Raw genomic sequence first — 24,546 nt, forward strand, 5'->3', positions numbered from 1 at the left:
GGGGGGGGGGGGGGGGGGTGGTTTCAGCCGCAGGCCCGGCGTCAATAGCGCTGCTCTGAGCCAAAGAGCGCTATGCGGCGGGCAATCATCTCGCGTACCGGCTGCAGTCCCTGGGCGATGACTTTCCGCGGATCGTTCACATCGTGCCCGGTGTCGGCGGCGAAAATTGCTTTCACCTGTTGGCACCAGGCGTACATATTTTCGGTATTAACGTTAATCTTGGCGGTGCCGCAGGCAATCGCCCGGCGCATATCCTCATCGGCAATTCCGGTGCCGCCATGCAGCACCAGCGGAACCTTCACCTGCTCGGCAATGGCTTTCATCTCGGTAAATCCCAGCCGGGCTTTACCTTTATACAGACCATGGGTGGAGCCCAGCGCGGCGGCGAGGCAATCCACCTGGGTTTCTGTCACCAGGGTGTAGCACTCCTGCGGATCGGCGTAGATGACTTCGGAATTGACAATGCCGTCTTCACTGCCGGCGATGGTCCCCAGTTCGGCCTCCACAGAGATACCTTTGCTGTGGGCCAGCGTCACCAGGTGGCGGGTAATGGCCAGGTTTTCCCTGAACGGCAGATGCGAGCCATCAAACATAATGGAACTGAAGCCGGCGGCGATCGCCGCTTCGCAGGCCTCCTGGGTAGTGCCGTGATCCAGATGCAGCGCCACCGGAACATCAATATGCAAATACTCCATGGCGTTAACCACGATGTCATGAATACATTTTAACCCGAGCATATGCTTAACCGTGCCGCCGGACACCCCCAAAATAACCGGTGAGCGGCACTGCTGGGCGGTGCTTAATACGGCGCCGACCCATTCCAGATTATTAATGTTGAACTGACCGACGGCGTAGCCGTCCCGCAGGGCATGCTGAAGCATGTCCTTCATCGACACTAACATATTCACCTCTTGATATTTATTAAATGCAGTTATTCTTCAAAATATTGCGTTAAGTTTCTCTCGTAGCTATTTAACGAGTGGTGGACGACCGCCAGGTCCGGCATCGATTCCCGAACCCCTTTTTTCTCAATAGAAATGGCGGCGGTCAGGCTGGCAAATAAAATAATGTTATCGATATGCCATGAGTAATGGACGCCATAGGTGAAGGCGCCGTGAAATACATCCCCGGCGCCGGTGGTATCAACGGCATTGCACAGCCAGGACGGGACGATCTGCAGCATACCGCTTTTTAAAAAAGCGCAGCCTTTTTCGCCAAGGGTAATAAATGCTTCACCGCGGCAAATTTTATTCAACTCAATCAGGGCCGCTTTAATTTCTGCTTCGGTGCTCAGTGAGCGATAGCTCATATAATCGCGGGCGAAATGTTCGCTCACTACAAAATAGTCAGTCCAGGCCGCCAGTTTAATATTGCTGGCGCGCAGTGACCCGCCGTCCATCACGACCCTGGCGTTGGGCAGTTTCTTAATTAAATATTCACTGATTTCCGCCTCATGGCCGTCAATTAAAATGGTGACCGGCTCCTCGCTGGCAATCAGTCGCTCGGCGAGGTCGTCCAGTTTGAGCTTTTGCTCGTAGGTCAGGGAAGGCGGCGTTTGCATCTTGCGGGTAATAATTGTCCGCGAACCCGTTAAGCGATTGACCAGCACCGAGGCCAGCGGGGTGATCATGTCATCGGAGAAAACCACCTGGCTGGTATCCACCCCTGCCTCGGCAAACTCATCGATAATGCGCTGACCGTAAAGGTCCTGCTGCAGATGACCAATGTAATAAACCTCCTCGCCCCATAATCCCAGCAGCCAGGCCGCATTGGCCGCCGGACCGCCGCCGCTTTCAATAAAATCATGACAAAAGTTTTTGGTATTCTCCTGGGGCCATTCATTGAGAAAGAAAAACTGATCGAAACAAGCAAATCCAATGGACAAAATAGCCATAACCACTCCTGATTATTTGTCAGCGGCGGAAAGCGTGGCCCTCCCGCCGGGAAAAATGACCTCGCTTATTCATTTTTCTGCTTCGCCGTCAGCTCCTCATAGCTGAGCGTGTTGCCCACCACCTGGACGTGACGGAAGCAGAAAGGCGCCAGCAGCGCGACGAGCAGCGCCAGACAAATCAGATAGATAGTGATCTGACCAAACTGGGTGAACGCATTCCCGATAATGATGCCCCATACCGCGAAGTCGAAATCGGCGAAGGTGCTGTTTTCAAACCCGAGGTTGCCGAGCGCCGGCAGCAGCATCGCCGGCAGGAAGGCGAGGAAGATCCCGCCGATAAAGGAGGCGATGATACATCCGCGCTTACCGCCCAGTTTGTCGGCGAAGACGCCGGACGTGCCGCCGCAGAAGAAGTGCGGCACCATGCCGGGAATAATCAGCGCCATGCCCAGCCCGCCGAGCAAGAGCATCCCGACCAGCCCGCCCACAAAGGAGCTGATGAATCCCACTACCACCGCGGTGGGGCTAAAGGTGAAGAACACCGCGCAGTCAACGGCCGGGATGGAGTCCGGGATCAGCTTCTGGCTGATGCCCTGGAACGCCGGCACCAGATCGCCGAGGATCAGCCGCACGCCGTTATAGACAATGGCTACGCCAACGGCGAACTGCAGACCGGTCAGCACCGAGAAGATCAGCATGTTTTGGTCGGTGATGGTGCTCAGGTACGCCGACCCGGCGACAGCGCTGCAGACAAAGTAGATAACAAACATCACGATACCGGTGGTGACCGTGGTATCGCGCAGAAAGCCCCACTTTTCTGAAATTTCGGTATCGGCGAAGGAATTTGCCGGATTGCCGGTCCGGCTGGCGATCCATGCCGAGAGGTAGTAGCCGAGAGAGCCGAAATGGCCCATGGCGATCCCGCCGTCTTCGGTTACCTGCCTGGTGTAACGCTGACCGATGGCCGGGGAGATGGCCGACCATGAGCCCAACAGGAATCCACCGATCAGGATCAACATCCAGCCCTGGAACTCCGCCGCCTGCAGAACGGCGGAGAACAGGCAGGCGAGAAAGAACGAATGATGGCCGGTCAGAAAGATATATTTATACTTGGTACAGCGGGCGATAATCAGATTGAAAATAAAGCCTAACAGTAAAATACTCATGGTTTCCACGCCCAGCATTTTCTGGGCGACGGAGACAATGGCTTCATTGTTCGGAATAACGCCGCGGATATTAAATCCGGCCTCGATAATACCGCCCAGCGGATTGAGATTGGCAACGATAACGCCTGCCCCAGCGCTCAACATCAAATAGCCTAAAATCGGCTTTAATGTGCCGGTAAGCAGTTTGTTACCGGGGGAGCGCAGCGCCACTAAACCAACAAAGGCGATAAGCCCCATTAAAAAGGCGGGTTGACTGAATATTTCCGTTAAGAAACTAAGAATAGCCTGCATGGTCGTTCCCTCTATGCTGATTAAGAGTGAGTCGCAGCAATTTTCATCAGCGCGTCGGTAATATCCTCGGCGATCTTCGCTTTATGGACGTAGCTGCGAATGATGGCGACATGACAGTGGGCCGGAAATTGATTTGCCAGTTCTTTTATCGTGACGTAAAGGTCGGCTTTTTCCCCGACGGCGTTAGCAAAATCGACCGAGGCGACGTCCGCTTTGATGCCTAATTCGTCACAGATCTTTTTCACATTATTCGCAGCCATCAATGAGCTGCCAATACCGTTACCACAAACCGTTCTGATAACTAACATAATGACTACTCCATTTGTTTTTGAATGAAATGTAAGACTGAATTAACGTCATTTTCCTGCTGAAGAAAGGTCACAATATCTGACTCGATCAGCGAGGCTATCAGTTGGATCATTTTGATATGACTGTCAGCATCGGCGCCGGCGATCGCGATGACCACGGAAACCGGATCGAACTCATCGTGGCCGAAGGAGATTGGCGTGGCGGTGGTGACAAGTGAGAACCCGGTCTGTAATGCCCCTTTTTCCGGCCGGGCATGCGGCATGGCAATCCCGTCATCTATCACGATGGCGGCGCCAAAATCTTCATATACCGTCAGCATCTCGTTGACATATTCGGCGCTGCAAATCTGGCGCCTGGCAAGTAATGAACCCGCCAGTTCGATGGCCTCTTCCGCACGGGAAATATTCTGCTTAAGGGCGATTAACGACGGGTCAAAAATAATTTCCATCCTCAGCTCCTGAACGTATTCCTGTTCCTGAGTTAAATCATGACCAAATACATTGATGAAAATGATGGATGAGATCACATCCGCGGTTTTAAATATTGATGGGGATCACATCGCCGGCAAAGTACCGGCAGAAAACGATATAAATAATTTATATGTTTTTCAGTCTGTTATGAAGGCTTTGTATTTTGACGCTGAAATTTGCCAGAGAAAAAGTGAGAGGTAGAGCGAATTTTTTCGCCAGAAGTGTATCTCTGGTCACAAATATCGGCGGGTCATTTTCTTAAATTTTGACGCCGCTAACAAAAAAGGCCCGCCTGAGCGAGCCTTTTATTAAAACGCGTGCCGATTACAGGCTGGAAACGTTTTCGGTCAGGTATTTTGCAACGCCTTCCGGAGAGGCGGCCATACCTTCTTTTCCTTTTTCCCACTGCGCCGGGCAGACTTCGCCGTGCTCTTCGTGGAACTGCAGGGCGTCTACCATACGCAGCATTTCGTCGATGTTACGGCCCAGCGGCAGGTCGTTAACCACCTGATGACGAACGATGCCGTTGGCGTCGATCAGGAAGGAGCCGCGCAGCGCTACGCCTTCGTCCGGATGCTCAATACCGTAAGCTTTCTGGATTTCACGTTTGATGTCAGCAACCATCGCGTATTTAACCGGGCCGATACCGCCCTGGTCTACCGGGGTGTTACGCCATGCGTTGTGCACGAACTCGGAGTCGAAGGAAACGCCAACCACTTCCACGCCGCGTTTCTGGAATTCTTCGTAACGTTTGTCGAACGCGATCAGCTCAGACGGGCACACGAAGGTGAAGTCCATCGGCCAGAAGAACAGAACGGTAGGTTTACCGTTGGTGTGCTGTTTGAAATTGAATTTCTCAACGATCTCACCATTACCCAGCACAGCGGCTGCAGTAAAATCCGGCGCTTGACGAGTGACCAGAACCATTTGATTCTCCTGTAATTACTAAGGTTATTTGGAACGCAACGCGGGCAAGTATAGAGCCTGCCCGGCAATAACACAAAGAGGCGCTAACAATCGTTCAGCCAGCTTTTACCTATCAATGACGTGGCTATTACAGCTGTTTGTTTTCTGCCAGGCGCATCATCTGCGGATAAAAGCGCCAGAACTGCGTCTCCAGACGGTCGTAATGGGTATCCAGATCCTGCCAGGAGTCGCGTAGCGCCTCGAGACGTGGACGGCGGCTGGCCATGCCGTTCAGCACGCGCTGAATAAAATCCATTTCCCGATAGCGCTCCAGCCAGCGCTCCGACCACAGATATTGATTGAGATTGACGAAGCGGGGCGGCGAGTCGGGCAGGATGGGGACGATCTGCCGCTCGGCGTAGCGTACGAACTCGTCCAGCGGCAGGTCAGGGGAGAGCTGCGCCCAGTGCTGGGACAGGAAATGATCCCACATAACGTCGAGGGTGATGGGGGCGACGCGGCGGGTCTGCGGGCGAAACCACTCCCGCGCCTCTTTGACTTCCGCCAGGTTGTCAGTCATCACGTCAATCCGCCGATGCATATAGATGCCGTCGATGATCTCCGCCGGATAGTCGCCCTGCGGGTTGCCGCGCACGAAGTCGGCCATCAGGTTGCCGGGCAGCGAACTGTCGGCGAGATGGGCCAGGTGCAGGTGGGCGAGAAAATTCATAAAACGACATCCTTTAAATACGAGCGGGCAGGTGGAAACACCGATGTTGCGCTGAACGGCGCCTCGGTGGCCGAATGGCATGCTGTCTGGCCGCGCGCGGCACCTTTGCCACCGGTAAGGCATTCGGCTGCCGCATGGCGGCATTCGGAATGATTTGGAATATAGATTATGTCATTCATCCGGAGGGGTAAAGGTTGCAGCCAGACCGCCCCGGCACTAGACTACCCGCCTCTTTATTCAGTCTGAGTTACCGTCATGCGCGTTACCGATTTTGCTTTTGAACTACCCGAATCTCTGATCGCCCACTATCCGATGCCTGAGCGCAGTAGCTGTCGCTTGCTCTCCCTGGACGGGCCGACGGGCGCGCTGACGCATGGCACCTTCACCGACATTCTCGATAAGCTTAATCCAGGCGATCTGCTGGTGTTTAACAACACCCGGGTGATCCCGGCGCGTCTGTTCGGTCGTAAGGCCAGTGGCGGCAAGATTGAAGTGCTGGTGGAGAGGATGCTGGATGATAAGCGCATTCTGGCCCATATTCGCGCCTCGAAAGCGCCGAAACCGGGCGCCGAACTGCTGCTGGGCGATGACGAAAGTATTAAGGCCACGATGCTGGCGCGCCACGGCGCGCTGTTTGAAGTGGAGTTTAACGACGAGCGCCCGGTGCTGGAGATCCTTAACGGGATCGGCCATATGCCGCTGCCGCCCTATATTGACCGCCCGGACGAAGACGCCGACCGCGAGCTCTATCAAACCGTCTATGGCACCAGGCCGGGCGCGGTAGCCGCCCCGACCGCCGGTTTGCATTTCGACGAACCGCTGCTGGACAAACTGCGCGCCAAAGGCGTTGAGATGGCGTTTGTCACCCTGCATGTGGGCGCGGGCACCTTCCAGCCGGTGCGCGTCGACAGCATTGAAGAGCACACCATGCACTCCGAATATGCCGAAGTGCCGCAGGAGGTGGTCGATGCGGTGCTGGCGGCGAAAGCGCGCGGCAACCGCGTGATCGCGGTGGGCACCACCTCGGTACGTTCGCTGGAGAGCGCGGCGCAGGCGGCGAAAGACGCGCTGATCGCGCCGTTCTTCGACGATACGCAGATTTTCATCTACCCGGGTTATCAGTACCAGGTGATCGATGCGCTGGTGACTAACTTCCATCTCCCTGAATCCACACTGATTATGCTGGTGTCGGCGTTTGCGGGTTATCAGCACACCATGAACGCCTATAAGGTGGCGGTTGAGCAGAAATATCGCTTTTTTAGCTACGGGGATGCGATGTTTATCACGTACAATCCGCAGGCTATTTCTGAGCGTCCCTGAAAAGGCCGGTACGCCGGCTTGTAGACGCCATAACGCATTTTTTAGCTACGGAATCATTCCGTGGCGAGTATGAAAACGTCGGACTGTTTTTCTGACGCAGGAGCAAGCATGAAATTTGAACTGGATACCACCGACGGTCGCGCCCGCCGCGGTCGCCTGGTGTTTGAGCGCGGCGTGGTGGAAACACCGGCCTTTATGCCCGTTGGCACCTACGGCACCGTCAAAGGGATGACGCCGGAAGAGGTGGAAGCCACCGGCGCGCAGATTATTCTCGGCAACACCTTCCACCTGTGGCTGCGCCCGGGTCAGGAGATCATGAAGCTGCACGGCGATCTGCACGATTTTATGCAGTGGAAAGGACCGATCCTGACCGACTCCGGCGGTTTCCAGGTGTTCAGCCTTGGCGATATCCGTAAGATCACCGAGCAGGGCGTCCACTTCCGCAATCCGATCAACGGCGATCCGATTTTCCTCGATCCGGAAAAATCAATGGAGATTCAGTACGATCTCGGCTCTGACATCGTGATGATCTTCGACGAATGTACGCCGTACCCGGCGGACTGGGATTACGCCAAGCGCTCAATGGAGATGTCTCTGCGTTGGGCGAAGCGCAGCCGCGACCGTTTCGATAGCCTTGGCAATAAAAATGCGCTGTTCGGCATTATTCAGGGTAGCGTTTACGAAGATTTACGCGATATCTCGGTGAAAGGTCTGGTAGAGATTGGCTTTGATGGCTACGCTGTCGGCGGTTTGGCGGTTGGTGAGCCAAAGGAAGACATGCACCGTATTCTGGAGCACGTCTGCCCGCAGATCCCAGCCGATAAACCACGATACCTGATGGGCGTCGGGAAGCCGGAAGATCTGGTGGAAGGGGTACGTCGCGGTATCGATATGTTCGACTGCGTCATGCCGACGCGCAACGCGCGTAACGGCCACCTGTTCGTCACCGACGGCGTGGTGAAAATCCGCAACGCGAAGCACAAAAGCGATACCGCGCCGCTGGACGCCGAGTGTGATTGCTATACATGTCGCAATTATTCACGCGCTTACTTGCATCACCTCGACCGTTGCAACGAAATATTGGGCGCGCGTCTCAATACCATTCATAACCTGCGCTACTATCAGCGTTTAATGGCTGGTTTACGCAAGGCTATCGAAGAGGGTAAATTAGAGAGCTTCGTGACCGATTTTTACCAACGTCAGGGGCGCACCGTGCCTCCTTTGAACGTTGATTAATTTTAATAATGAGGGAATTTCAATGAGCTTTTTTATTTCTGATGCGGTAGCGGCAACGGGTGCACCGGCGCAGGGCAGCCCGATGTCTCTGATTCTGATGCTGGTGGTGTTCGGTCTGATTTTTTACTTCATGATCCTGCGTCCACAGCAGAAGCGCACCAAGGAACATAAGAACCTGATGAACTCCATCGCCAAAGGTGATGAAGTGCTGACCAACGGCGGTCTGGTCGGTCGCGTGACCAAAGTGGCGGAAACTGGCTACATTGCTATCGCGCTGAACGATACCACTGAAGTGGTTATCAAACGTGACTTCGTTGCTGCCGTTCTGCCGAAAGGCACCATGAAGGCGCTGTAATCTAACTTTTCCCAAAGGGAACTGCCGTGTTAAACCGTTATCCTTTGTGGAAGTACGTCATGCTGGTCGTCGTCATTGTCGTCGGCCTGATCTATGCGCTTCCCAACCTGTATGGTGAGGATCCGGCTGTTCAAATCACTGGCGCGCGCGGCGTCGCCGCCAGTGAGCAAACGCTGATCCAGGTCCAGAAAACTTTACAAGAAGAAAAAATAACCGCGAAGTCTGTGGCACTGGAAGAGGGCGCTATTCTTGCGCGCTTCGACACCACTGATACCCAGCTGCGCGCGCGCGAAGCGCTGCTTAACGTGCTGGGTGACAAATACGTCGTGGCGCTGAACCTTGCTCCGGCAACCCCACGCTGGCTGGCGGCGCTCTATGCCGAGCCGATGAAGCTGGGTCTTGATCTGCGCGGCGGCGTGCACTTCCTGATGGAAGTCGACATGGACACCGCGTTAGGCAAACTGCAGGAACAGAACATCGATAGCCTGCGCAGCGAGCTGCGCGACAAAGGCATTCCTTACGCGACCGTGCGTAAAGAAGACAACTACGGTCTGAGCATCGTCTTCCGCGACAGCGCGGCGCGCGACCAGGCTATCTCTTATCTCAGCCCTCGCCATCGCGATCTGGTTATTTCCTCTCAGGGTGACAACAGCCTGAAAGCGGTGATGACCGATGAGCGCCTGAAAGAAGCCCGTGAGTACGCGGTTCAGCAGAACATTAATATCCTGCGTAACCGTGTGAACCAGCTGGGCGTCGCCGAGCCGCTGGTTCAGCGTCAGGGCGCTGACCGCATCGTGGTTGAGCTGCCGGGTATCCAGGATACCGCGCGTGCGAAGGAAATCCTTGGCGCCACCGCGACCCTCGAGTTCCGTCTGGTCAATACTAACGTGGACCAGTCCGCCGCCGCCTCTGGCCGCGTGCCGGGCGACTCGGAAGTGAAGCAGACGCGTGAAGGCCAGCCGGTAGTGCTGTACAAGCGGGTGATCCTGACCGGGGACCATATCACCGACTCGACCTCCAGCATGGATGAGTACAACCAGCCGCAGGTCAACATCTCGCTGGACAGCGCGGGCGGTAACATCATGTCTAACTTCACTAAGGACAACATCGGCAAGCCGATGGCGACCCTGTTCGTGGAGTATAAAGACAGCGGTAAGAAAGACGCTAACGGTCGCGCTATCCTGGCGAAAGAGGAAGAGGTGATTAACATCGCCAACATCCAGTCGCGTCTGGGTAACAGCTTCCGTATCACCGGTATCAGCAATCCGAACGAAGCGCGTCAGCTGTCGCTGCTGCTGCGTGCCGGCGCGCTGATTGCGCCGATTCAGATCGTCGAAGAGCGGACTATCGGCCCAACCCTGGGAATGCAGAACATCAAGCAGGGTCTGGAAGCCTGTCTGGCCGGTCTGGTGGTCTCTATCCTGTTCATGATCCTCTTCTATAAGAAGTTCGGCCTGATTGCGACCTCGGCGCTGATTGCCAACCTGATACTGATTGTCGGCATTATGTCCCTGATCCCGGGGGCGACGCTGACCATGCCGGGCATCGCGGGTATCGTGTTAACCCTTGCGGTGGCGGTCGATGCTAACGTTCTGATCAACGAGCGTATCAAAGAAGAGCTGAGCAACGGGCGTACCGTTCAGCAGGCGATTGACGAAGGTTATCGCGGCGCGTTCAGCTCGATCTTCGACGCCAACGTGACGACGCTTATCAAAGTGATCATCCTGTACGCGGTCGGTACCGGTGCCATTAAAGGGTTTGCGATTACCACCGGTATCGGTATCGCGACCTCAATGTTTACCGCTATCGTCGGCACCCGTGCCATCGTGAACCTGCTGTACGGCGGCAAGCGCGTTAAAAAGCTGTCTATCTGAGGAGTGCGTTGTGGCACAGGAATATACTGTTGAACAATTGAACCACGGCCGTAAAGTCTGGGACTTTATGCGCTGGGACTACTGGGCCTTCGGCATTTCAGGTTTTCTGCTGATTGTGTCGATCGCCATCATCGGCGTTCGCGGGTTTAACTGGGGGCTCGATTTCACCGGCGGTACGGTGATTGAAATTACCCTTGAGAAACCGGTCGATCTGGACCAGATGCGCGATTCTCTGCAGAAAGCGGGCTTTGAAGAGCCGCAGGTGCAGAACTTTGGCAGCAGCCGCGACATCATGGTACGTATGCCGCCGGTGCATGACGCCAACGGCAGCCAGGAGCTGGGCAGCAAGGTCGTGACGGTGATTAACGAATCGACCAGCCAGAATGCGGCAGTGAAGCGTATTGAGTTTGTCGGCCCGAGCGTCGGCGCGGACCTCGCGCAAACCGGCGCCCTGGCGCTGATTGCGGCGCTGGTCTGTATCCTGATCTACGTCGGCTTCCGCTTCGAATGGCGTCTGGCCGCCGGGGTGGTTATCGCCCTGGCGCACGACGTGGTGATCACCATGGGCGTGCTGTCGCTGTTCCATATCGAGATCGACCTGACCATCGTGGCCTCGTTGATGTCGGTTATCGGCTACTCGCTGAACGACAGTATCGTGGTATCGGACCGTATCCGTGAAAACTTCCGTAAGATCCGCCGCGGTACGCCGTATGAGATCTTTAACGTGTCGTTGACCCAGACGCTGCACCGTACCTTGATCACCTCTGGTACCACTTTGATGGTGATCCTGATGCTGTTCCTGTTCGGCGGCCCGATTCTGGAAGGCTTCTCGCTGACCATGCTGATCGGTGTTTCCATCGGTACGGCTTCCTCTATCTACGTCGCCTCCGCGCTGGCGTTGAAGCTGGGCATGAAGCGCGAGCATCTGATCCAGCAGAAGGTTGAGAAAGAAGGGGCGGATCAGCCGTCTATTCTGCCGTAATCCGGTTCAGTTGAGATAAAGCTATCCCGGCCCTTTCGGCCGGGGTTTTTTTGCCCGCGACAAAACCTGCTGACAGTATGCTGTCAGGAGCCCTCCCATACACTGCCCCTGAACTCACTAACGAGCAGGAGGAAGTATGAACAACGTGATTAACTGGTTTGAAATTCCGGTCGCCGATATGGATCGCGCCGTCGCGTTTTATGAGCCGGTGATGCAAGTGTCGCTGCGTCGCGAAACCATGGACTGCGCCGAGCTGGCGGTGTTCCCGCATCAGGATCCGGCCCCCGGCGGCGCGCTGGCCAAATTTGAAGGTATCGCGCCCTCGGCGCAGGGCGCTATTATTTATCTGCATACTGATCATCTTGCCGCCACGCTGGAGCGCGTTGCCTCGGCGGGTGGGGCCTGTGTCTTCGGCCCGCTGACGCTGCCGAATGATATTGGCACCATCGCCCTGTTTACCGACAGCGAGGGCAACCGCGTCGGCCTGCACCAGCCGGCTTAACCTTAACTTTTGTGAAGTGAGACATGACCCGACGCGCCGACCGTTTATTTCAGATTGTGCAGATCCTGCGCGGCAGGCGGCTCACTACCGCCGCGCTGCTGGCGGAGCGGCTGGGCGTGTCGGAGCGTACCGTCTATCGCGATATTCGCGATCTCTCCCTCTCCGGCGTACCGGTGGAGGGCGAAGCGGGCAGCGGCTACCGGCTGCTGGCGGGCTACGATCTGCCGCCGCTGATGCTGACCACCAAAGAATCCGAGGCGCTGATCGCTGCGATTCGGCTGCTAAAAACCTGGGGCGGTGAGGCGCTGTCGCAGTCGCTGGAGTCCGCCCAGGAAAAAATGCTGGCGATCCTGCCGGAGGCGCGTCGGCGCCAGGCGGAGCAGACTCGCCTGTTTGCCCCTGACCTTGGCGCGCATCGCTATGCTAAAACCCATTTTGACGTTATCCACCAGGCCGTATCCAATCAGCAGGTATTACAGCTTCACTACCAGGATGAATCCGGTCAGGTGACGTGGCGTGAAGTGCTGCCCCTGGGGCTGTTTTTCTGGGGCGAACGCTGGCTGCTGGTGGCCTGGTGCGAACTGCGCAATGATTACCGCAATTTTCGCCTCGACCGTTGTCTGGAGGTCAGAAGGACCGAACGTCGATTCAGCGAGTGCGCCGACCGCTCGTTAAGCGATTTTCTGCGCAAGGTCCGGTGCGAGGTGCGGGAGAAATAAAAAAACCCGGGCAGCAGGAGCTGCGGCCCGGGCGCTGTCTTGCTGTATCAGCAATCAGAAGTTGTAGCCGACCACGAAGTAACCACCCCAGCCGGTCGAGCGAACGCTGAACGGACCATCGCCGAAGTTCAGCTTCGCATCATCAGCCCACTGGCCGCCGTTATGGAAGTAACGGGCGACGATAGAGTAGTGCCAGTGCGCGTAGTTCAGCGCCAGGATGTGGCTGGAGGCGATAGAGTTGCTGGTGCGCGCGTGCTTCCCGTTCAGATCGTAGAAGTTGTCATCGCCGAGGTCAGAACCCCAGTCGAAGTTGGTGAAGCCGATGTAGCTCAGCGAACCGCCCCACAGGTCGGTCAGCGGCACAAAGTATTTCACTTTGAAGCGATAGCCGTCCCATTCGTTTTCGTTGGAGGCGCCGTAGTTCTGCCACTGGTACTTGGCGTAGACGTTCAGCGACAGGCTCATTGGCAGGCCGGTATCGATATCGGTACCCAGACCCATATACCAGGTGCTCTGCTCCTGGGAGTCGTTGCGGCCCATATCGTAGATATAGTTGTTGGCGAAATACCATTCTTTGAACGGCCCGAAGCTCAGGTCGGTATTGGTCAGCTTATCGATAGAGAAACGCGGTTCGATCTCCATAAACAGCGGGGAACCTTTGTTCCAGATACCTTTTGCCGTGCTGTTGCCGCCGAAGAATACCGGGGCATCAATATAGCCGTAGAAATCAAACCAGTCTTTTTTGGCGAACGCTTCGTATTCCAGGTAGGTATCGTTACGGATCTGCGGTCCAAAACGGGTGTGGTAGCTGCCCACCACGTTAACACTCTGGTGCCACCAGTCAGACAGATACTGCGGTTTGTCGTTTTCTGCCGCGCCCGCGGCAAAAGTAGTGGAGAGCGCCACAACCGCACCCGCTGCCAGTAATGTTTTTTTCATAGTAATGCCACTGTTTAAATTGAGCCTGAAGGCGTTAAAAGAAGTGCCGAAGCGTTTCTAAATATTTCGTCTTTCTGTGGGGGTCTATTATAGGAATCATTGCTCACAAAAATACGTGTTGTTTCACATAACCAGAACATGCGTAATCGATTGCGTTCACGATTCTATGCATTTCTTGACAAAATGCTACTGAAAATCGCGCTGCAGAACGATTTCTAATGAACTCTTGCGAAAAGTTGTAAGTGGATAAGAAAGACGGGGCAGGACGTAGCCGGGCGGGGCAGGCCCGGCTGAAGGCTTACTGGGCGGCGGCGGGCTGGATATCGTGTACGCGAATAAAACCGACTTTATCTGGCGTTACATTGAGGCGCAACGGGATATCGACATCGCTGGGGGCGAGGGTGCTGGCCGGCGCGCTAATCAGCTGATCCTGAACATTGACTTCCTGATAGCTGTGGGTGGTGCCGGTGATCTGTCCGGAAGCGACGGTGGCGGTAAAGGCCGGCAGCGGATCGTTGGATTCGCCCTGAATGCGTAAGGTCAGGCGTGACCCATCGCCATCCGGGGTAATACTGCCCACCGACATGCGCAGGGTGCCGATCTGGCTCTCCAGCCGCGCCGGGGTCTTGGCCTCCGGCAGCAGATAGACGCCGCGGGTGGATTTGGCGTTCAGCGCGTTTTGCTGGGTGATTTTGATCGTTTGCTGGTTGAGCTGGGTCATCTCCTGGCTCAGCGTACTCACGCTCTGGTGCATCTGGCGGATTTCGCTTTGCTGGGCGCAGGCGGTCAGGGTGAACAGGCAGCCCGCGATGGCGAGCTTCAGGTAACGTCTTGTCATGGTCAGGATTCCGTTTACAGAGGATGCTTAATGGTAGCCAAACCGGCCTCATCTCCCATAGATCCTTTGTCTCAAAAGCTCTTTCTTTGTAGTCCGGTCACTTCGCGGTAAACTACTCTTCAGTTTAACTACCTGTCAGGACGCGCTATGCATTGCCCTTTCTGTTTCGCCGTGGATACCAAAGTGATCGACTCTCGTCTGGTGGGGGAAGGCTCTTCCGTGCGTCGCCGTCGGCAGTGCCTGGTCTGTAACGAACGCTTTACCACCTTCGAAGTGGCGGAGCTGGTGATGCCGCGGGTGGTGAAGAGTAACGATGTGCGCGAACCCTTCAACGAAGACAAGCTGCGCAGCGGGATGCTGAAAGCGCTGGAGAAACGTCCGGTTAGCGCCGACGACGTGGAAATGGCGGTCAACCATATCAAGACTCATCTGCGCGGCACCGGCGAGCGCGAAGTGGCCAGCAAAATGATCGGCAACCTGGTGATGGAGCAGCTGAAAAAGCTGGATAAAGTCGCCTATATTCGCTTCGCGTCGGTCTATCGCAGCTTCGAAGATATTAAAGAATTCGGCGAAGAGATCGCCCGCTTACAGGACTAAGCCATGCAGGACGAAATGTACATGGCGCGTGCGCTGAAGCTTGCCGCGCGCGGTCGCTTTACTACCCATCCTAACCCTAACGTCGGCTGCGTCATTGTCAAAGACGGCGAGATCGTCGGCGAGGGGTTTCACTATCGCGCCGGCGAGCCGCATGCTGAAGTGCACGCCCTGCGCATGGCTGGCGAAAAGGCGCGCGGCGCCACCGCCTACGTCACTCTTGAGCCCTGCAGCCACCATGGCCGTACGCCGCCATGCTGCGATGCGCTGATTGCCGCCGGCGTCAGCCGCGTGGTCGCCGCGATGCAGGATCCGAACCCGCAGGTGGCGGGGCGCGGTTTGTATCGCCTGCAGCAGGCCGGCATTGAGGTCAGCCATGGGCTGATGATGAACGAAGCGGAAGCGCTGAATAAGGGCTTTCTGAAGCGGATGCGCACCGGTTTTCCCTGGGTGCAGCTGAAGCTGGGCGCCTCGCTGGACGGCCGCACGGCGATGGCCAGCGGCGAAAGCCAGTGGATCACCTCCCCGCAGGCGCGACGCGACGTGCAGCGTCTGCGCGCCCAGAGCCATGCCATCCTGACCAGCAGCGCCACCGTGCTGGCGGACGATCCGGCGCTGACCGTGCGCTGGCAGGAGCTGAGCGCCGATACCCAGGCGCTTTATCCCGAAGAGAATTTGCGCCAGCCGCTGCGCGTCGTTATCGACAGCCAGAACCGCGTCACGCCTGAGCATCGTATTGTGCAGCAGGCGGGGGAAACGCTGTTTGCCCGCCTGCGCGCCGATGAACGGCAGTGGCCGGAAAGTGCCCGCACGCTGCTGGTTCCGGAGCATAACGGCCATCTCGATCTGGTGCTGCTGATGATGCTGCTCGGCAAACAGCAGATCAACAGCGTCTGGGTTGAGGCAGGGGCCACGCTTGCCGGGGCGCTGCTGCAGGCGGGCCTGGTCGACGAGCTTATCGTCTATATTGCGCCTAAACTGTTAGGCAATGCGGCGCGTGGATTATGCGCGCTGCCGGGGCTTGAAGAGCTGAACCAGGCCCCCCATTTTAAATTCAATGAGATACGTCAGGTTGGCCCGGATGTCTGCCTGCATTTAACCACTGCGTGAGGCTTTCCTGATTATTAGGAAGCAGCGCTCAGAATAATATGATAAAATCCGCCCCCCTTGCGGGGCACATGAACCCGAAGGAAGAGTATGAACATTATTGAAGCTAACGTTGCTACCCCGGACGCTCGCGTCGCCATCACCATTGCGCGTTTCAACAACTTTATCAATGACAGCCTGCTGGAAGGCGCGATTGACGCCCTGAAACGCATTGGTCAGGTAAAAGATGAAAACATCACCGTCGTTTGGGTTCCAGGCGCGTATGAGCTGCCGCTGGCGGCTGGCGCACTGGCGAAAACCGGTAAATATGACGCGGTGATCGCGCTGGGGACGGTGATTCGCGGCGGTACCGCCCACTTTGAATATGTGGCAGGCGGTGCCAGCAATGGCCTGGCGCATGTCGCTCAGGACAGCGAAATCCCGGTAGCCTTTGGTGTTCTGACCACTGAAAGTATTGAACAAGCCATTGAGCGCGCTGGCACCAAAGCCGGTAACAAAGGTGCAGAAGCTGCGCTGACCGCGCTGGAAATGATTAACGTATTGAAAGCCATCAAGGCCTGATTTTTGTAAGGGGAATTCCGTGAAACCTGCTGCTCGTCGCCGCGCCCGTGAGTGTGCCGTTCAGGCGCTCTACTCCTGGCAGTTGTCCCACAACGACATCGCTGATGTCGAATACCAGTTCCTGGCGGAACAGGACGTAAAAGATGTTGATGTTCTGTATTTCCGCGAACTGCTGTCCGGAGTGGCGACTAACAGCGCGTACCTCGACGGCCTGATGAAGCCCTACCTGTCCCGCCAGCTGGAAGAGCTGGGCCAGGTTGAAAAAGCGGTGCTGCGTATCGCGCTGTTTGAGCTGTCCAAACGTGATGACGTACCGTATAAAGTGGCCATCAATGAAGCTATCGAACTGGCGAAAACCTTCGGCGCTGAAGATAGCCACAAGTTCGTTAACGGCGTGCTGGACAAAGCGGCTCCGGTAATTCGTCCCCACAAGAAGTAAACTGCAGGCCGGGTTTTGCGAGGGTCGCCTCGCAGCCCGGCCTTATTTATTATTTTGCTGAGGCATAACGTATGGCATGCGGCGAATTCTCCCTGATTGCCCGTTATTTTGATCGCGTTAAAAGCGCCCGCCTTGATGTTGAAACCGGCATCGGCGATGACTGCGCGCTCCTGCATATTCCCGAGAAAAAAACGCTGGCAATCAGCACCGACACCCTGGTGGCGGGCAATCACTTCTTACCCGATATCGACCCGGCCGACCTCGCTTATAAAGCGCTGGCGGTGAACCTGAGCGACCTCGCGGCAATGGGCGCGGAGCCGGCGTGGCTCACGCTGGCGCTGACCTTGCCGGAGGTGGATGAAGTCTGGCTGGAAGCCTTCAGCGACAGCCTGTTTGTCCAGCTGGACTATTACGATATGCAACTGATTGGCGGCGACACTACCCGTGGCCCGCTCTCCATGACGCTGGGTATCCACGGCTTTGTGCCGCCGGGACGCGCCATGAAACGCGCTGGCGCGAAGCCGGGGGACTGGATCTATGTTACCGGCACTCCGGGAGACAGCGCCGCCGGCCTGGCGGTGCTGCAGAACCGGCTGACGGTGGATGAACCGTCTGACGCCGACTACCTGCTGGCCCGTCATCTGCGGCCGATGCCGCGCGTGCTGCAGGGCCAGGCGCTGCGTGACCTGGCGACATCGGCTATCGATCTCTCCGACGGCCTGATCTCCGATCTGGGCCATATTCTCAAAGCCAGCGGCTGCGGCGCACGTATCGATCTCGATGCCATGCCGTACTCCGATGCGATGCTGCGCCAGGTTGATTCTGAGCAGGCGCTGCGCTGGGCGCTCGCCGGCGGGGAAGATTACGAGCTGTGCTTTACCGTACCGGAGCTGAACCGCGGGGCGCTGGACGTGGCTCTTGGCCATCTTGGCGCGCGTTTTACCTGTATCGGACAGATTGCGCCGGAGAGCGAAGGGCTGCAGTTTATCCGCGACGGTAAGCCGGTCGCGCTTGATTTAAAGGGATACGATCACTTTGCGTAGTCGAGACGAGGCGCTTAGCCGCCTGAGTATGCGTAATCCGTGGCATCTGCTGGCGACCGGCTTTGGTAGCGGCTTAAGCCCGGTGGTGCCGGGGACGATGGGCTCGCTGGCGGCGATCCCGTTCTGGTATCTGATGACCTTTCTCCCCTGGCAGCTTTACTCGCTGGTGGTGATGATGAGCATCTGTATCGGCGTCTATCTGTGCCATCGCACGGCCAAAGATATGGGCACCCATGACCACGGCAGCATCGTCTGGGACGAGTTCGTCGGGATGTGGATCACCCTGATGGCGCTGCCGACCATGGACTGGCAGTGGGTGGCCGCCGGCTTCGTGATTTTCCGTATCTTCGATATGTGGAAGCCGTGGCCGATTCGCTGGTTTGATCGCAATATCCACGGCGGAATGGGGATTATGGTCGACGACATCGTCGCCGGCGTGATCTCCGCTGGCGTGCTGTACGTCATTGGCCATCACTGGCCCATCGGTCTGCTTTAACCGCCTCTTCCCGGCAACGCTACGCTGCCGGGGAAACCACGCCCGTCACTTAAATCCCACCACCGGATGCGGCTGATACGGCGCCTCCAGCTTGTCGATCTGTTCCGCGGAGAGCGTCAAATCCACCGCCTGCAGCAGATCATCGAGCTGTTCCTGACGCGACGGGCCGATAATCGGCGCGGCGACGCCGGGTTTGCTTAACAGCCAGGCGAGAGCGACCTGGGCGCGGCTGGCGTCGAGTTCTTCCGCCACGTCCGCGAGATTCTCGGCGATCTGCGCATCGTTTTCTTCACTGGCGCTGTACAGCGATTTGCCGAACTCATCTGAGACCAGCCGGGCGGTGGTCTCACCCCAGGGGCGGGTTAGCCTGCCGCGCGCCAGCGGACTCCACGGGATCACCGCTACGCCGTTACGTTGGCACAGGGGCAGCATCTCATTCTCTTCTTCCCGGTAAATCAGGTTGTAGTGATCCTGCATGGTGACGAAGCGCGCCCAGCCGTTCTGCTGCTGGAGCGCCAGCGCCTGGGCAAACTGCCGGGCATGCATGGACGAGGCGCCGATATAGCGCGCTTTGCCGGCTTTCACCACCTCGTCCAGCGCTTCGAGCGTCTCTTCAATCGGGGTGGTATAGTCCCAGCGGTGGATCTGCAGCAGGTCGACATAGTCCATCCCGAGACGGCGCAGGCTGTCGTCGATGGAGCGCAGGATCTGCGCCCGGGAAAGTCCTTCCGCCAGATCGCCGACCTGGTGATACACCTTGGTGGCGACAACCACCTCGTCGCGGCGGGCAAAGTCGCGCAGGGCGCGGCCAACGATCTCTTCGCTGCTGCCGTCGGAGTAGCTATTTGCGGTATCGAAGAAGTTGATGCCGCCTTCAATGGCGTGCTGGATAAGCGGGCGGCTGCTCTCTTCCGGAAGCGTCCAGGCGTGCCTCCCGCGGTCCGGCTCGCCGAAGGTCATGCAGCCGAGGCAGAGTCGGGAAACACGTAAGGCAGTATCACCGAGGGGGATATAGTGCATAGTGCGCTCCTGCTATTCATCGAGGGTATCCCTTAAGCATAGCAGGAGCGGAAGGGGCAATTATGCCAGCCAGTCGCGGATTTTGGCTTCAATACCGGCGGCATCAAGGCCGAGGTCGGCGCGGATCTCTTCCTGAGTGCCCTGAGGAATAAAATAATCCGGCAGGCCAATATTGAGCACCGGTACCGCCCGGCGATGGGCCATCAGCACTTCGTTCACGCCGCTGCCGGCGCCGCCCATGATGGCGTTCTCTTCCAGCGTCACCAGCGCGTCGTGCTCGCCGGCCAGCTGGAGGATCAGCGCGGTATCCAGCGGCTTCACAAAGCGCATATCCACCAGGGTGGCGTTGAGTTTGTCCGCTACCGCCGCGGCTTCCGGCAGCAGGGTGCCAAAGTTGAGGATCGCTATTTTCTCGCCCTGACGTTTCACCACCCCTTTGCCGATCGGCAGCGATGCCAGCGGCTCGAGCGTCGCGCCGGTGCCGCTACCGCGCGGATAGCGCACCGCGCAGGGGCCGTTGCTGTAGTGGTAGCCGGTGTACAGCATCTGGCGACATTCATTTTCATCGCTCGGGGTCATTACCACCATATCCGGAATACAGCGCAGGAAGGAGAGATCGAACGCTCCCTGATGCGTCTGACCGTCTGCGCCGACGATCCCGGCGCGGTCGATAGCAAACAGCACCGGCAGCTTCTGGATAGCCACATCGTGGATCACCTGATCGTAGGCTCGCTGCAGGAAGGTGGAGTAGATCGCCACCACCGGCTTGTAGTCGCCAATCGCCAGCCCGGCGGCGAAGGTGACCGCATGCTGCTCGGCAATGGCGACGTCAAAGTACCGATCGGGGAATTTCTTCGAAAACTCCACCATCCCTGAACCTTCGCGCATCGCCGGCGTGATCGCCATCAGCTTGTTGTCTTTGGCCGCCGTTTCACACAGCCAGTCGCCGAAGATTTTCGAGTAGGAAGGGAGGCCGCCGCTGCTTTTGGGCAGTACGCCGCTGGTATGGTCGAATTTTGGCACCGCATGGAAGGTGATCGGGTCTTTCTCGGCAGGCTCATAGCCGCGGCCTTTTTTGGTCATAATATGCAGGAACTGCGGGCCTTTCAGGTCTCGCATGTTCTTCAGCGTGCTGACCAGACCGAGCACGTCATGGCCATCCACCGGGCCAATGTAGTTAAAGCCCAGCTCTTCAAACAGCGTGCCCGGCACCACCATCCCTTTGATATGCTCTTCGGTACGCTTAAGCAGCTCTTTAATCGGCGGCACCCCGGAGAAGACCTTTTTGCCCCCTTCGCGCAGGGTGGAGTAGAGCTTACCGGAGAGCAGCTGCGCCAGATGATTGTTCAGCGCGCCGACGTTCTCGGAAATCGACATTTCATTGTCATTCAGCACCACCAGCAGGTCGGGTTTGATATCCCCGGCGTGGTTCATCGCCTCAAACGCCATGCCGGCGGTGATCGCCCCGTCGCCAATGACGCACACCGCGCGCCGCTGCTTATCCTCTTTCGCGGCGGCGATAGCCACCCCGATACCCGCGGAAATGGAAGTGGAGGAGTGACCGACGCTCAGCACGTCATACTCGCTTTCACCGCGCCACGGGAAGGGATGCAGGCCGCCTTTCTGACGAATGGTGCCGATTTTGTCCCGGCGACCGGTCAGAATTTTATGCGGGTAGGCCTGATGGCCGACGTCCCAGATCAGGCGATCGAACGGCGTGTTATACACGTAGTGCAGCGCCACGGTCAGTTCCACCGTGCCGAGGCCAGAGGCAAAGTGACCGCTGGAACGGCTGACGCTGTCCAGTAGATAGCGCCGCAGCTCATCACATAGCTTCGGCAGGCTCTCTTTTGGCAACAGGCGCAACTCCTGGGTGGAATCTACCAGCGCCAGGGTCGGGTATTTGGCAATATCAAAACTCATCAGAGACTCATTTTTTGTTTATTTATCGCGCTGAATAATGTAATTCGCGAGCGCTTCCAGTGCCGAAGTATCCAGAGATTGTGCGGCCAGCTCATCTAACGACCGGCGGGCATCAGCGATCAGGTCGTGCGCTTTCTTCCGGGCTTGCTCAAGACCCAGGAGGGCGGGATAGGTGCTTTTACCCAATTGCTGGTCGGCACCCTGACGTTTGCCAAGGGTCGCAGTATCCCCTACCACGTCGAGAATGTCATCCTGGACCTGGAAGGCAAGACCGATATTTTCCGCATAGCGATCCAGCGCGGGCAGGGCAGCGCGGCCGCGTTCGCCGGCGCTCAGGGCTCCCAACCGGACGGCGGCGCGGATCAGGGCGCCCGTTTTATGGCGATGGATACGCTCCAGCGCCTGTAAATCAACCTGCTGTCCCTCGGCCTGCAGATCCAGCGCCTGGCCGCCGCACATGCCCGCCACGCCGCTGGCCTGCGCCAGTTCGGAAACCATCGCCAGCCGGTCCCGGTCAGGAACGTCGACCATCGGCGCATCACTCAGTATAGAGAACGCCAGCGTTTGCAGGGCATCTCCCGCAAGAATTGCGTTGGCTTCGCCAAATTTAATATGGCAGGTCGGCAGGCCGCGGCGCAGATCGTCATCATCCATCGCCGGCAAATCATCATGCATCAGGGAGTAGGCATGAATGCATTCGACCGCCGCGGCAGGAGCATCCAGCGTGGTACGGCACACGCCGAACATCTCGCCGGTGGCGTAGACAAGGAAGGGACGCAGGCGTTTACCGCCTAACAATGCGCCATAATGCATCGCTTCCACCAGCGGAGTGTTCTGAAAGGGCTGCGGGGCGATGAAACGGCGCAGCGCTTCGTTTGCCTGTTCCACACAGGCCTGCAATTGTTGCGGGAAATCCATTTATTCAGCGTCCGGCGTAAAAGGCGTGGTCGGGGAATCTTCACTATCCGCCAGCAGGATCTGCACGCGCTGTTCGGCCTTCTGCAGCTGACTTTGCCCCTGGCGCGCCAGCTGTACGCCGCGCTCAAATTCGCTTAGCGCTTCCTCTAACGGCAAATCGCCGCTTTCCAGACGGTTAACGATCTGCTCCAGTTCGCCCAGAGCAGTTTCAAAGCTGGCCGGGGCCTCATTTTTCTTTGGCATAGTGAATGTAGACTCTTGTTATGTCGCGACGGCAATACCGGGTATGGTAACGAAGTCACGCGTGTAAGCAAATAACGCGCAATGGTGATATACTCCGCGCCCAGGATGCAGGCACCGGTGTGCGCTGCTTTACAACTTTTGCTTATAGCCCCGTCGGGCTTGCCAACGAACTATTGTCGCTATGAAGTTTATCATTAAATTGTTCCCGGAAATCACCATCAAAAGCCAATCTGTGCGGTTGCGCTTCATTAAAATCTTAACCGGGAACATTCGTAACGTTCTCAAAAACTATGATGAGACGCTGGCCGTCGTCCGTCATTGGGATCATATCGAAGTTCGCGCGAAAGATGAAAATCAACGCCCGGCTATTCGCGATGCGCTGACCCGTATCCCCGGCATCCACCATATTCTGGAAGTCGAAGACGTGCCGTTCACCTCGCTGCACGATATTTTCGAGCAGACGCTGCCGCTGTGGCGCGAGGCGCTGGAAGGCAAAACCTTCTGCGTGCGAGTGAAGCGTCGCGGCAAACATGAATTCACCTCAATTGAAGTGGAACGTTACGTCGGCGGCGGTCTGAATCAGCATATTGAAACGGCGCGCGTGAAGCTGACCGACCCGGACGTCACTGTCAATCTCGAGATTGAAAACGATCGCCTGCTGCTGGTGAAAGGCCGCTATGAAGGCATCGGCGGTTTCCCGATCGGCACCCAGGAAGATGTGCTGTCGCTGATCTCCGGCGGCTTTGACTCCGGCGTCTCCAGCTACATGCTGATGCGCCGCGGCTGCCGCGTTCATTACTGCTTCTTTAACCTTGGCGGCGCCGCCCATGAGATTGGCGTCCGCCAGGTTGCGCATTATCTGTGGAACCGCTTCGGCAGCTCACACCGCGTTCGCTTTGTGGCGATTAACTTTGAGCCAGTAGTCGGCGAAATCCTTGAAAAAGTGGACGACGGCCAGATGGGCGTCGTGCTCAAGCGCATGATGGTCCGCGCCGCGTCAAAAGTCGCGGAACGCTATGGCGTGCAGGCGCTGGTCACCGGCGAAGCGCTCGGCCAGGTCTCCAGTCAGACCCTCACTAACCTGCGCCTGATCGATAACGTCTCCGATACTCTGATCCTGCGCCCGCTGATTTCGCACGATAAAGAGCACATCATCGACCTGGCGCGTGAGATCGGCACGGAAGATTTCGCCCGCACCATGCCGGAATATTGCGGCGTGATCTCCAAGAGCCCGACCGTGAAGGCGGTGAAGGCGAAGATTGAAGCGGAAGAAGAACACTTCGATTTCAGCATCCTTGATAAAGTGGTGGAAGAGGCGAGCAATATCGATATCCGCGAGATCGCCCAGCAGACGGAAGAGACGGTGGTGGAAGTGGAAACCGTGACCGGCTTTGGCGCCAACGACGCGATCCTCGACATTCGCTCCATCGACGAGCAGGAAGACAAGCCGCTGAAGGTCGAGGGGGTTGAGGTTGTTTCCCTGCCGTTCTACAAGCTAAGCACCAAATTTGGCGATCTCGATCAGAGCAAAACCTGGCTGCTGTGGTGCGAGCGCGGGGTGATGAGCCGTCTGCAGGCGCTTTATTTGCGCGAGCAGGGCTTCAGCAACGTGAAAGTTTATCGCCCGTAACAGATTGTTATGATGCAAAAGGCCTTCCCTGATGGAAGGCC

At 57.2% G+C, this 24,546-nt stretch carries 29 protein-coding genes; 16 read left to right on the forward strand and 13 right to left on the reverse strand.

The genetic code is table 11. The features are described from left to right. Window positions 1-41 precede the first annotated feature (41 nt). From fba to HMPREF9538_RS11840, 5 genes are all read right to left on the reverse strand, one after another. Window positions 42-896, reverse strand: coding sequence for a class II fructose-1,6-bisphosphate aldolase (gene fba, locus HMPREF9538_RS11860; protein ID WP_020316516.1), 855 nt, complete (start codon window positions 894-896; stop codon window positions 42-44). A gap of 35 nt (window positions 897-931) precedes the next feature. Beyond that, a complete protein-coding gene (locus HMPREF9538_RS11855; RefSeq protein ID WP_002890372.1) occupies window positions 932-1,894 on the reverse strand; it encodes a carbohydrate kinase family protein in 963 nt (320 codons plus the stop codon). Between the two features lie 65 nt (window positions 1,895-1,959). Then, window positions 1,960-3,351: a PTS ascorbate transporter subunit IIC gene (locus HMPREF9538_RS11850; protein WP_004151345.1), complete on the reverse strand. Its 1,392-nt coding sequence runs from the start codon at window positions 3,349-3,351 to the stop codon at window positions 1,960-1,962. Between the two features lie 20 nt (window positions 3,352-3,371). Continuing rightward, on the reverse strand, window positions 3,372-3,659 hold the full coding sequence (locus tag HMPREF9538_RS11845) for a PTS sugar transporter subunit IIB (RefSeq protein WP_002890376.1): 288 nt from the start codon (window positions 3,657-3,659) through the stop codon (window positions 3,372-3,374). Window positions 3,660-3,664: 5 nt separating this feature from the next. Beyond that, window positions 3,665-4,108, reverse strand: a complete 444-nt coding sequence (locus HMPREF9538_RS11840; RefSeq protein ID WP_002890380.1) for a PTS sugar transporter subunit IIA — start codon at window positions 4,106-4,108, stop codon at window positions 3,665-3,667. Between the two features lie 55 nt (window positions 4,109-4,163). On the opposite strand from HMPREF9538_RS11840, the gene HMPREF9538_RS32295 reads away from it, so the two are divergent. After that, window positions 4,164-4,331, forward strand: a complete 168-nt coding sequence (locus tag HMPREF9538_RS32295) for a hypothetical protein (RefSeq protein ID WP_020316515.1) — start codon at window positions 4,164-4,166, stop codon at window positions 4,329-4,331. Between the two features lie 123 nt (window positions 4,332-4,454). Here HMPREF9538_RS32295 and HMPREF9538_RS11830 read toward each other — a convergent pair whose 3' ends face one another. Beyond that, window positions 4,455-5,057: a peroxiredoxin gene (locus HMPREF9538_RS11830; protein WP_002890386.1), complete on the reverse strand. Its 603-nt coding sequence runs from the start codon at window positions 5,055-5,057 to the stop codon at window positions 4,455-4,457. 127 nt (window positions 5,058-5,184) lie between these two features. Next, window positions 5,185-5,766 (reverse strand): ACP phosphodiesterase, encoded by a 582-nt coding sequence (gene acpH, locus HMPREF9538_RS11825; RefSeq protein WP_009307908.1) that lies wholly within the window; start codon window positions 5,764-5,766, stop codon window positions 5,185-5,187. A gap of 74 nt (window positions 5,767-5,840) precedes the next feature. Here acpH and HMPREF9538_RS32300 point away from each other — a divergent pair, with 74 nt between their 5' ends. The 8 genes from HMPREF9538_RS32300 (at window position 5,841) to HMPREF9538_RS11790 (ending at window position 12,754) form a co-directional block, all read left to right on the forward strand. Then, window positions 5,841-5,957, forward strand: coding sequence for a hypothetical protein (locus tag HMPREF9538_RS32300; RefSeq protein WP_004218831.1), 117 nt, complete (start codon window positions 5,841-5,843; stop codon window positions 5,955-5,957). Window positions 5,958-6,021: 64 nt separating this feature from the next. After that, the gene (queA, locus tag HMPREF9538_RS11820) at window positions 6,022-7,086 is read left to right on the forward strand and encodes a tRNA preQ1(34) S-adenosylmethionine ribosyltransferase-isomerase QueA (RefSeq protein WP_002890390.1); all 1,065 of its coding nucleotides are present in this window, start codon (window positions 6,022-6,024) and stop codon (window positions 7,084-7,086) included. A gap of 108 nt (window positions 7,087-7,194) precedes the next feature. After that, window positions 7,195-8,322, forward strand: a complete 1,128-nt coding sequence (tgt, locus tag HMPREF9538_RS11815) for a tRNA guanosine(34) transglycosylase Tgt (RefSeq protein WP_002890395.1) — start codon at window positions 7,195-7,197, stop codon at window positions 8,320-8,322. 22 nt (window positions 8,323-8,344) lie between these two features. Next, the gene (gene yajC / locus HMPREF9538_RS11810; protein WP_002890398.1) at window positions 8,345-8,677 is read left to right on the forward strand and encodes a preprotein translocase subunit YajC; all 333 of its coding nucleotides are present in this window, start codon (window positions 8,345-8,347) and stop codon (window positions 8,675-8,677) included. A 26-nt stretch (window positions 8,678-8,703) separates the two neighbouring features. Beyond that, the gene (gene secD / locus HMPREF9538_RS11805; RefSeq protein WP_002890400.1) at window positions 8,704-10,551 is read left to right on the forward strand and encodes a protein translocase subunit SecD; all 1,848 of its coding nucleotides are present in this window, start codon (window positions 8,704-8,706) and stop codon (window positions 10,549-10,551) included. A 10-nt stretch (window positions 10,552-10,561) separates the two neighbouring features. Next, window positions 10,562-11,533 carry a protein translocase subunit SecF gene (gene secF, locus HMPREF9538_RS11800; RefSeq protein ID WP_002890403.1) on the forward strand — a complete coding sequence of 324 codons (972 nt, stop codon included), beginning with the start codon at window positions 10,562-10,564 and terminating at the stop codon, window positions 11,531-11,533. A gap of 136 nt (window positions 11,534-11,669) precedes the next feature. Continuing rightward, window positions 11,670-12,035 (forward strand): VOC family protein, encoded by a 366-nt coding sequence (locus tag HMPREF9538_RS11795; RefSeq protein WP_002890404.1) that lies wholly within the window; start codon window positions 11,670-11,672, stop codon window positions 12,033-12,035. A 23-nt stretch (window positions 12,036-12,058) separates the two neighbouring features. After that, window positions 12,059-12,754, forward strand: a complete 696-nt coding sequence (locus tag HMPREF9538_RS11790) for a helix-turn-helix transcriptional regulator (protein ID WP_004144646.1) — start codon at window positions 12,059-12,061, stop codon at window positions 12,752-12,754. A 54-nt stretch (window positions 12,755-12,808) separates the two neighbouring features. Here the strand turns inward: HMPREF9538_RS11790 and HMPREF9538_RS11785 are convergent, their stop codons facing one another. Together HMPREF9538_RS11785 and HMPREF9538_RS11780 are read right to left on the reverse strand one after the other, a co-directional pair. Then, on the reverse strand, window positions 12,809-13,693 hold the full coding sequence (locus HMPREF9538_RS11785) for a nucleoside-specific channel-forming protein Tsx (protein ID WP_002890412.1): 885 nt from the start codon (window positions 13,691-13,693) through the stop codon (window positions 12,809-12,811). Between the two features lie 298 nt (window positions 13,694-13,991). Further along, a complete protein-coding gene (locus HMPREF9538_RS11780; RefSeq protein WP_002890414.1) occupies window positions 13,992-14,531 on the reverse strand; it encodes a DUF3251 domain-containing protein in 540 nt (179 codons plus the stop codon). A 147-nt stretch (window positions 14,532-14,678) separates the two neighbouring features. On the opposite strand from HMPREF9538_RS11780, the gene nrdR reads away from it, so the two are divergent. The 6 genes from nrdR to pgpA all read left to right on the forward strand — a co-directional run bounded on the left by nrdR (window position 14,679) and on the right by pgpA (window position 18,771). Further along, entirely contained in the window at window positions 14,679-15,128 is a 450-nt protein-coding gene (nrdR, locus tag HMPREF9538_RS11775; protein WP_002890417.1) for a transcriptional regulator NrdR, read from the forward strand. Window positions 15,129-15,131: 3 nt separating this feature from the next. After that, complete coding sequence (gene ribD / locus HMPREF9538_RS11770) at window positions 15,132-16,235, forward strand: bifunctional diaminohydroxyphosphoribosylaminopyrimidine deaminase/5-amino-6-(5-phosphoribosylamino)uracil reductase RibD (protein WP_009485330.1); 1,104 nt, start codon at window positions 15,132-15,134, stop codon at window positions 16,233-16,235. A gap of 87 nt (window positions 16,236-16,322) precedes the next feature. Beyond that, a complete protein-coding gene (gene ribE / locus HMPREF9538_RS11765) occupies window positions 16,323-16,793 on the forward strand; it encodes a 6,7-dimethyl-8-ribityllumazine synthase (protein ID WP_001021161.1) in 471 nt (156 codons plus the stop codon). Between the two features lie 19 nt (window positions 16,794-16,812). Continuing rightward, window positions 16,813-17,232, forward strand: a complete 420-nt coding sequence (nusB, locus tag HMPREF9538_RS11760) for a transcription antitermination factor NusB (protein WP_002891356.1) — start codon at window positions 16,813-16,815, stop codon at window positions 17,230-17,232. 71 nt (window positions 17,233-17,303) lie between these two features. Continuing rightward, complete coding sequence (gene thiL, locus HMPREF9538_RS11755; protein WP_004178737.1) at window positions 17,304-18,275, forward strand: thiamine-phosphate kinase; 972 nt, start codon at window positions 17,304-17,306, stop codon at window positions 18,273-18,275. Then, entirely contained in the window at window positions 18,268-18,771 is a 504-nt protein-coding gene (gene pgpA, locus HMPREF9538_RS11750) for a phosphatidylglycerophosphatase A (protein ID WP_004178738.1), read from the forward strand. Before thiL ends, pgpA begins: the two co-directional genes overlap by 8 nt. Before the next feature lie 45 nt (window positions 18,772-18,816). Here pgpA and HMPREF9538_RS11745 read toward each other — a convergent pair whose 3' ends face one another. Genes HMPREF9538_RS11745 through xseB form a run of 4 tightly spaced genes read right to left on the reverse strand, consistent with a single transcriptional unit; the run spans window position 18,817 to window position 22,875 of the window. Beyond that, on the reverse strand, window positions 18,817-19,791 hold the full coding sequence (locus tag HMPREF9538_RS11745) for an aldo/keto reductase (RefSeq protein ID WP_002891359.1): 975 nt from the start codon (window positions 19,789-19,791) through the stop codon (window positions 18,817-18,819). A 60-nt stretch (window positions 19,792-19,851) separates the two neighbouring features. After that, entirely contained in the window at window positions 19,852-21,714 is a 1,863-nt protein-coding gene (gene dxs, locus HMPREF9538_RS11740) for a 1-deoxy-D-xylulose-5-phosphate synthase (RefSeq protein ID WP_002891360.1), read from the reverse strand. Window positions 21,715-21,732: 18 nt separating this feature from the next. Next, on the reverse strand, window positions 21,733-22,632 hold the full coding sequence (gene ispA / locus HMPREF9538_RS11735; RefSeq protein ID WP_004177264.1) for a (2E,6E)-farnesyl diphosphate synthase: 900 nt from the start codon (window positions 22,630-22,632) through the stop codon (window positions 21,733-21,735). Next, on the reverse strand, window positions 22,633-22,875 hold the full coding sequence (gene xseB / locus HMPREF9538_RS11730) for an exodeoxyribonuclease VII small subunit (protein WP_002891398.1): 243 nt from the start codon (window positions 22,873-22,875) through the stop codon (window positions 22,633-22,635). It abuts the gene before it with no gap. Window positions 22,876-23,056: 181 nt separating this feature from the next. Between xseB and thiI the strand changes: the two genes are divergently transcribed. Then, window positions 23,057-24,505: a tRNA uracil 4-sulfurtransferase ThiI gene (thiI, locus tag HMPREF9538_RS11725; RefSeq protein WP_004151340.1), complete on the forward strand. Its 1,449-nt coding sequence runs from the start codon at window positions 23,057-23,059 to the stop codon at window positions 24,503-24,505. Window positions 24,506-24,546: the final 41 nt, after the last annotated feature.

The sequence above is a fragment of the Klebsiella sp. MS 92-3 genome, assembly GCF_000195655.1.
Classification (GTDB): domain Bacteria; phylum Pseudomonadota; class Gammaproteobacteria; order Enterobacterales; family Enterobacteriaceae; genus Klebsiella; species Klebsiella pneumoniae.

Coding starts and splice junctions, on each gene's coding strand:
- HMPREF9538_RS11855 (WP_002890372.1), bottom strand. CDS start 1,894: ATGGCTATTTTGTCCATTGGATTTGCTTGTTTCGATCAGTTTTTCTTT.
- HMPREF9538_RS11850 (WP_004151345.1), bottom strand. CDS start 3,351: ATGCAGGCTATTCTTAGTTTCTTAACGGAAATATTCAGTCAACCCGCC.
- HMPREF9538_RS11845 (WP_002890376.1), bottom strand. CDS start 3,659: ATGTTAGTTATCAGAACGGTTTGTGGTAACGGTATTGGCAGCTCATTG.
- HMPREF9538_RS11840 (WP_002890380.1), bottom strand. CDS start 4,108: ATGGAAATTATTTTTGACCCGTCGTTAATCGCCCTTAAGCAGAATATT.
- HMPREF9538_RS32295 (WP_020316515.1), top strand. CDS start 4,164: ATGAAAATGATGGATGAGATCACATCCGCGGTTTTAAATATTGATGGG.
- HMPREF9538_RS11830 (WP_002890386.1), bottom strand. CDS start 5,057: ATGGTTCTGGTCACTCGTCAAGCGCCGGATTTTACTGCAGCCGCTGTG.
- acpH (WP_009307908.1), bottom strand. CDS start 5,766: ATGAATTTTCTCGCCCACCTGCACCTGGCCCATCTCGCCGACAGTTCG.
- HMPREF9538_RS32300 (WP_004218831.1), top strand. CDS start 5,841: ATGGCATGCTGTCTGGCCGCGCGCGGCACCTTTGCCACCGGTAAGGCA.
- queA (WP_002890390.1), top strand. CDS start 6,022: ATGCGCGTTACCGATTTTGCTTTTGAACTACCCGAATCTCTGATCGCC.
- tgt (WP_002890395.1), top strand. CDS start 7,195: ATGAAATTTGAACTGGATACCACCGACGGTCGCGCCCGCCGCGGTCGC.
- yajC (WP_002890398.1), top strand. CDS start 8,345: ATGAGCTTTTTTATTTCTGATGCGGTAGCGGCAACGGGTGCACCGGCG.
- HMPREF9538_RS11795 (WP_002890404.1), top strand. CDS start 11,670: ATGAACAACGTGATTAACTGGTTTGAAATTCCGGTCGCCGATATGGAT.
- HMPREF9538_RS11790 (WP_004144646.1), top strand. CDS start 12,059: ATGACCCGACGCGCCGACCGTTTATTTCAGATTGTGCAGATCCTGCGC.
- HMPREF9538_RS11785 (WP_002890412.1), bottom strand. CDS start 13,693: ATGAAAAAAACATTACTGGCAGCGGGTGCGGTTGTGGCGCTCTCCACT.
- HMPREF9538_RS11780 (WP_002890414.1), bottom strand. CDS start 14,531: ATGACAAGACGTTACCTGAAGCTCGCCATCGCGGGCTGCCTGTTCACC.
- nrdR (WP_002890417.1), top strand. CDS start 14,679: ATGCATTGCCCTTTCTGTTTCGCCGTGGATACCAAAGTGATCGACTCT.
- ribD (WP_009485330.1), top strand. CDS start 15,132: ATGCAGGACGAAATGTACATGGCGCGTGCGCTGAAGCTTGCCGCGCGC.
- ribE (WP_001021161.1), top strand. CDS start 16,323: ATGAACATTATTGAAGCTAACGTTGCTACCCCGGACGCTCGCGTCGCC.
- thiL (WP_004178737.1), top strand. CDS start 17,304: ATGGCATGCGGCGAATTCTCCCTGATTGCCCGTTATTTTGATCGCGTT.
- HMPREF9538_RS11745 (WP_002891359.1), bottom strand. CDS start 19,791: ATGCACTATATCCCCCTCGGTGATACTGCCTTACGTGTTTCCCGACTC.
- dxs (WP_002891360.1), bottom strand. CDS start 21,714: ATGAGTTTTGATATTGCCAAATACCCGACCCTGGCGCTGGTAGATTCC.
- ispA (WP_004177264.1), bottom strand. CDS start 22,632: ATGGATTTCCCGCAACAATTGCAGGCCTGTGTGGAACAGGCAAACGAA.
- xseB (WP_002891398.1), bottom strand. CDS start 22,875: ATGCCAAAGAAAAATGAGGCCCCGGCCAGCTTTGAAACTGCTCTGGGC.
- thiI (WP_004151340.1), top strand. CDS start 23,057: ATGAAGTTTATCATTAAATTGTTCCCGGAAATCACCATCAAAAGCCAA.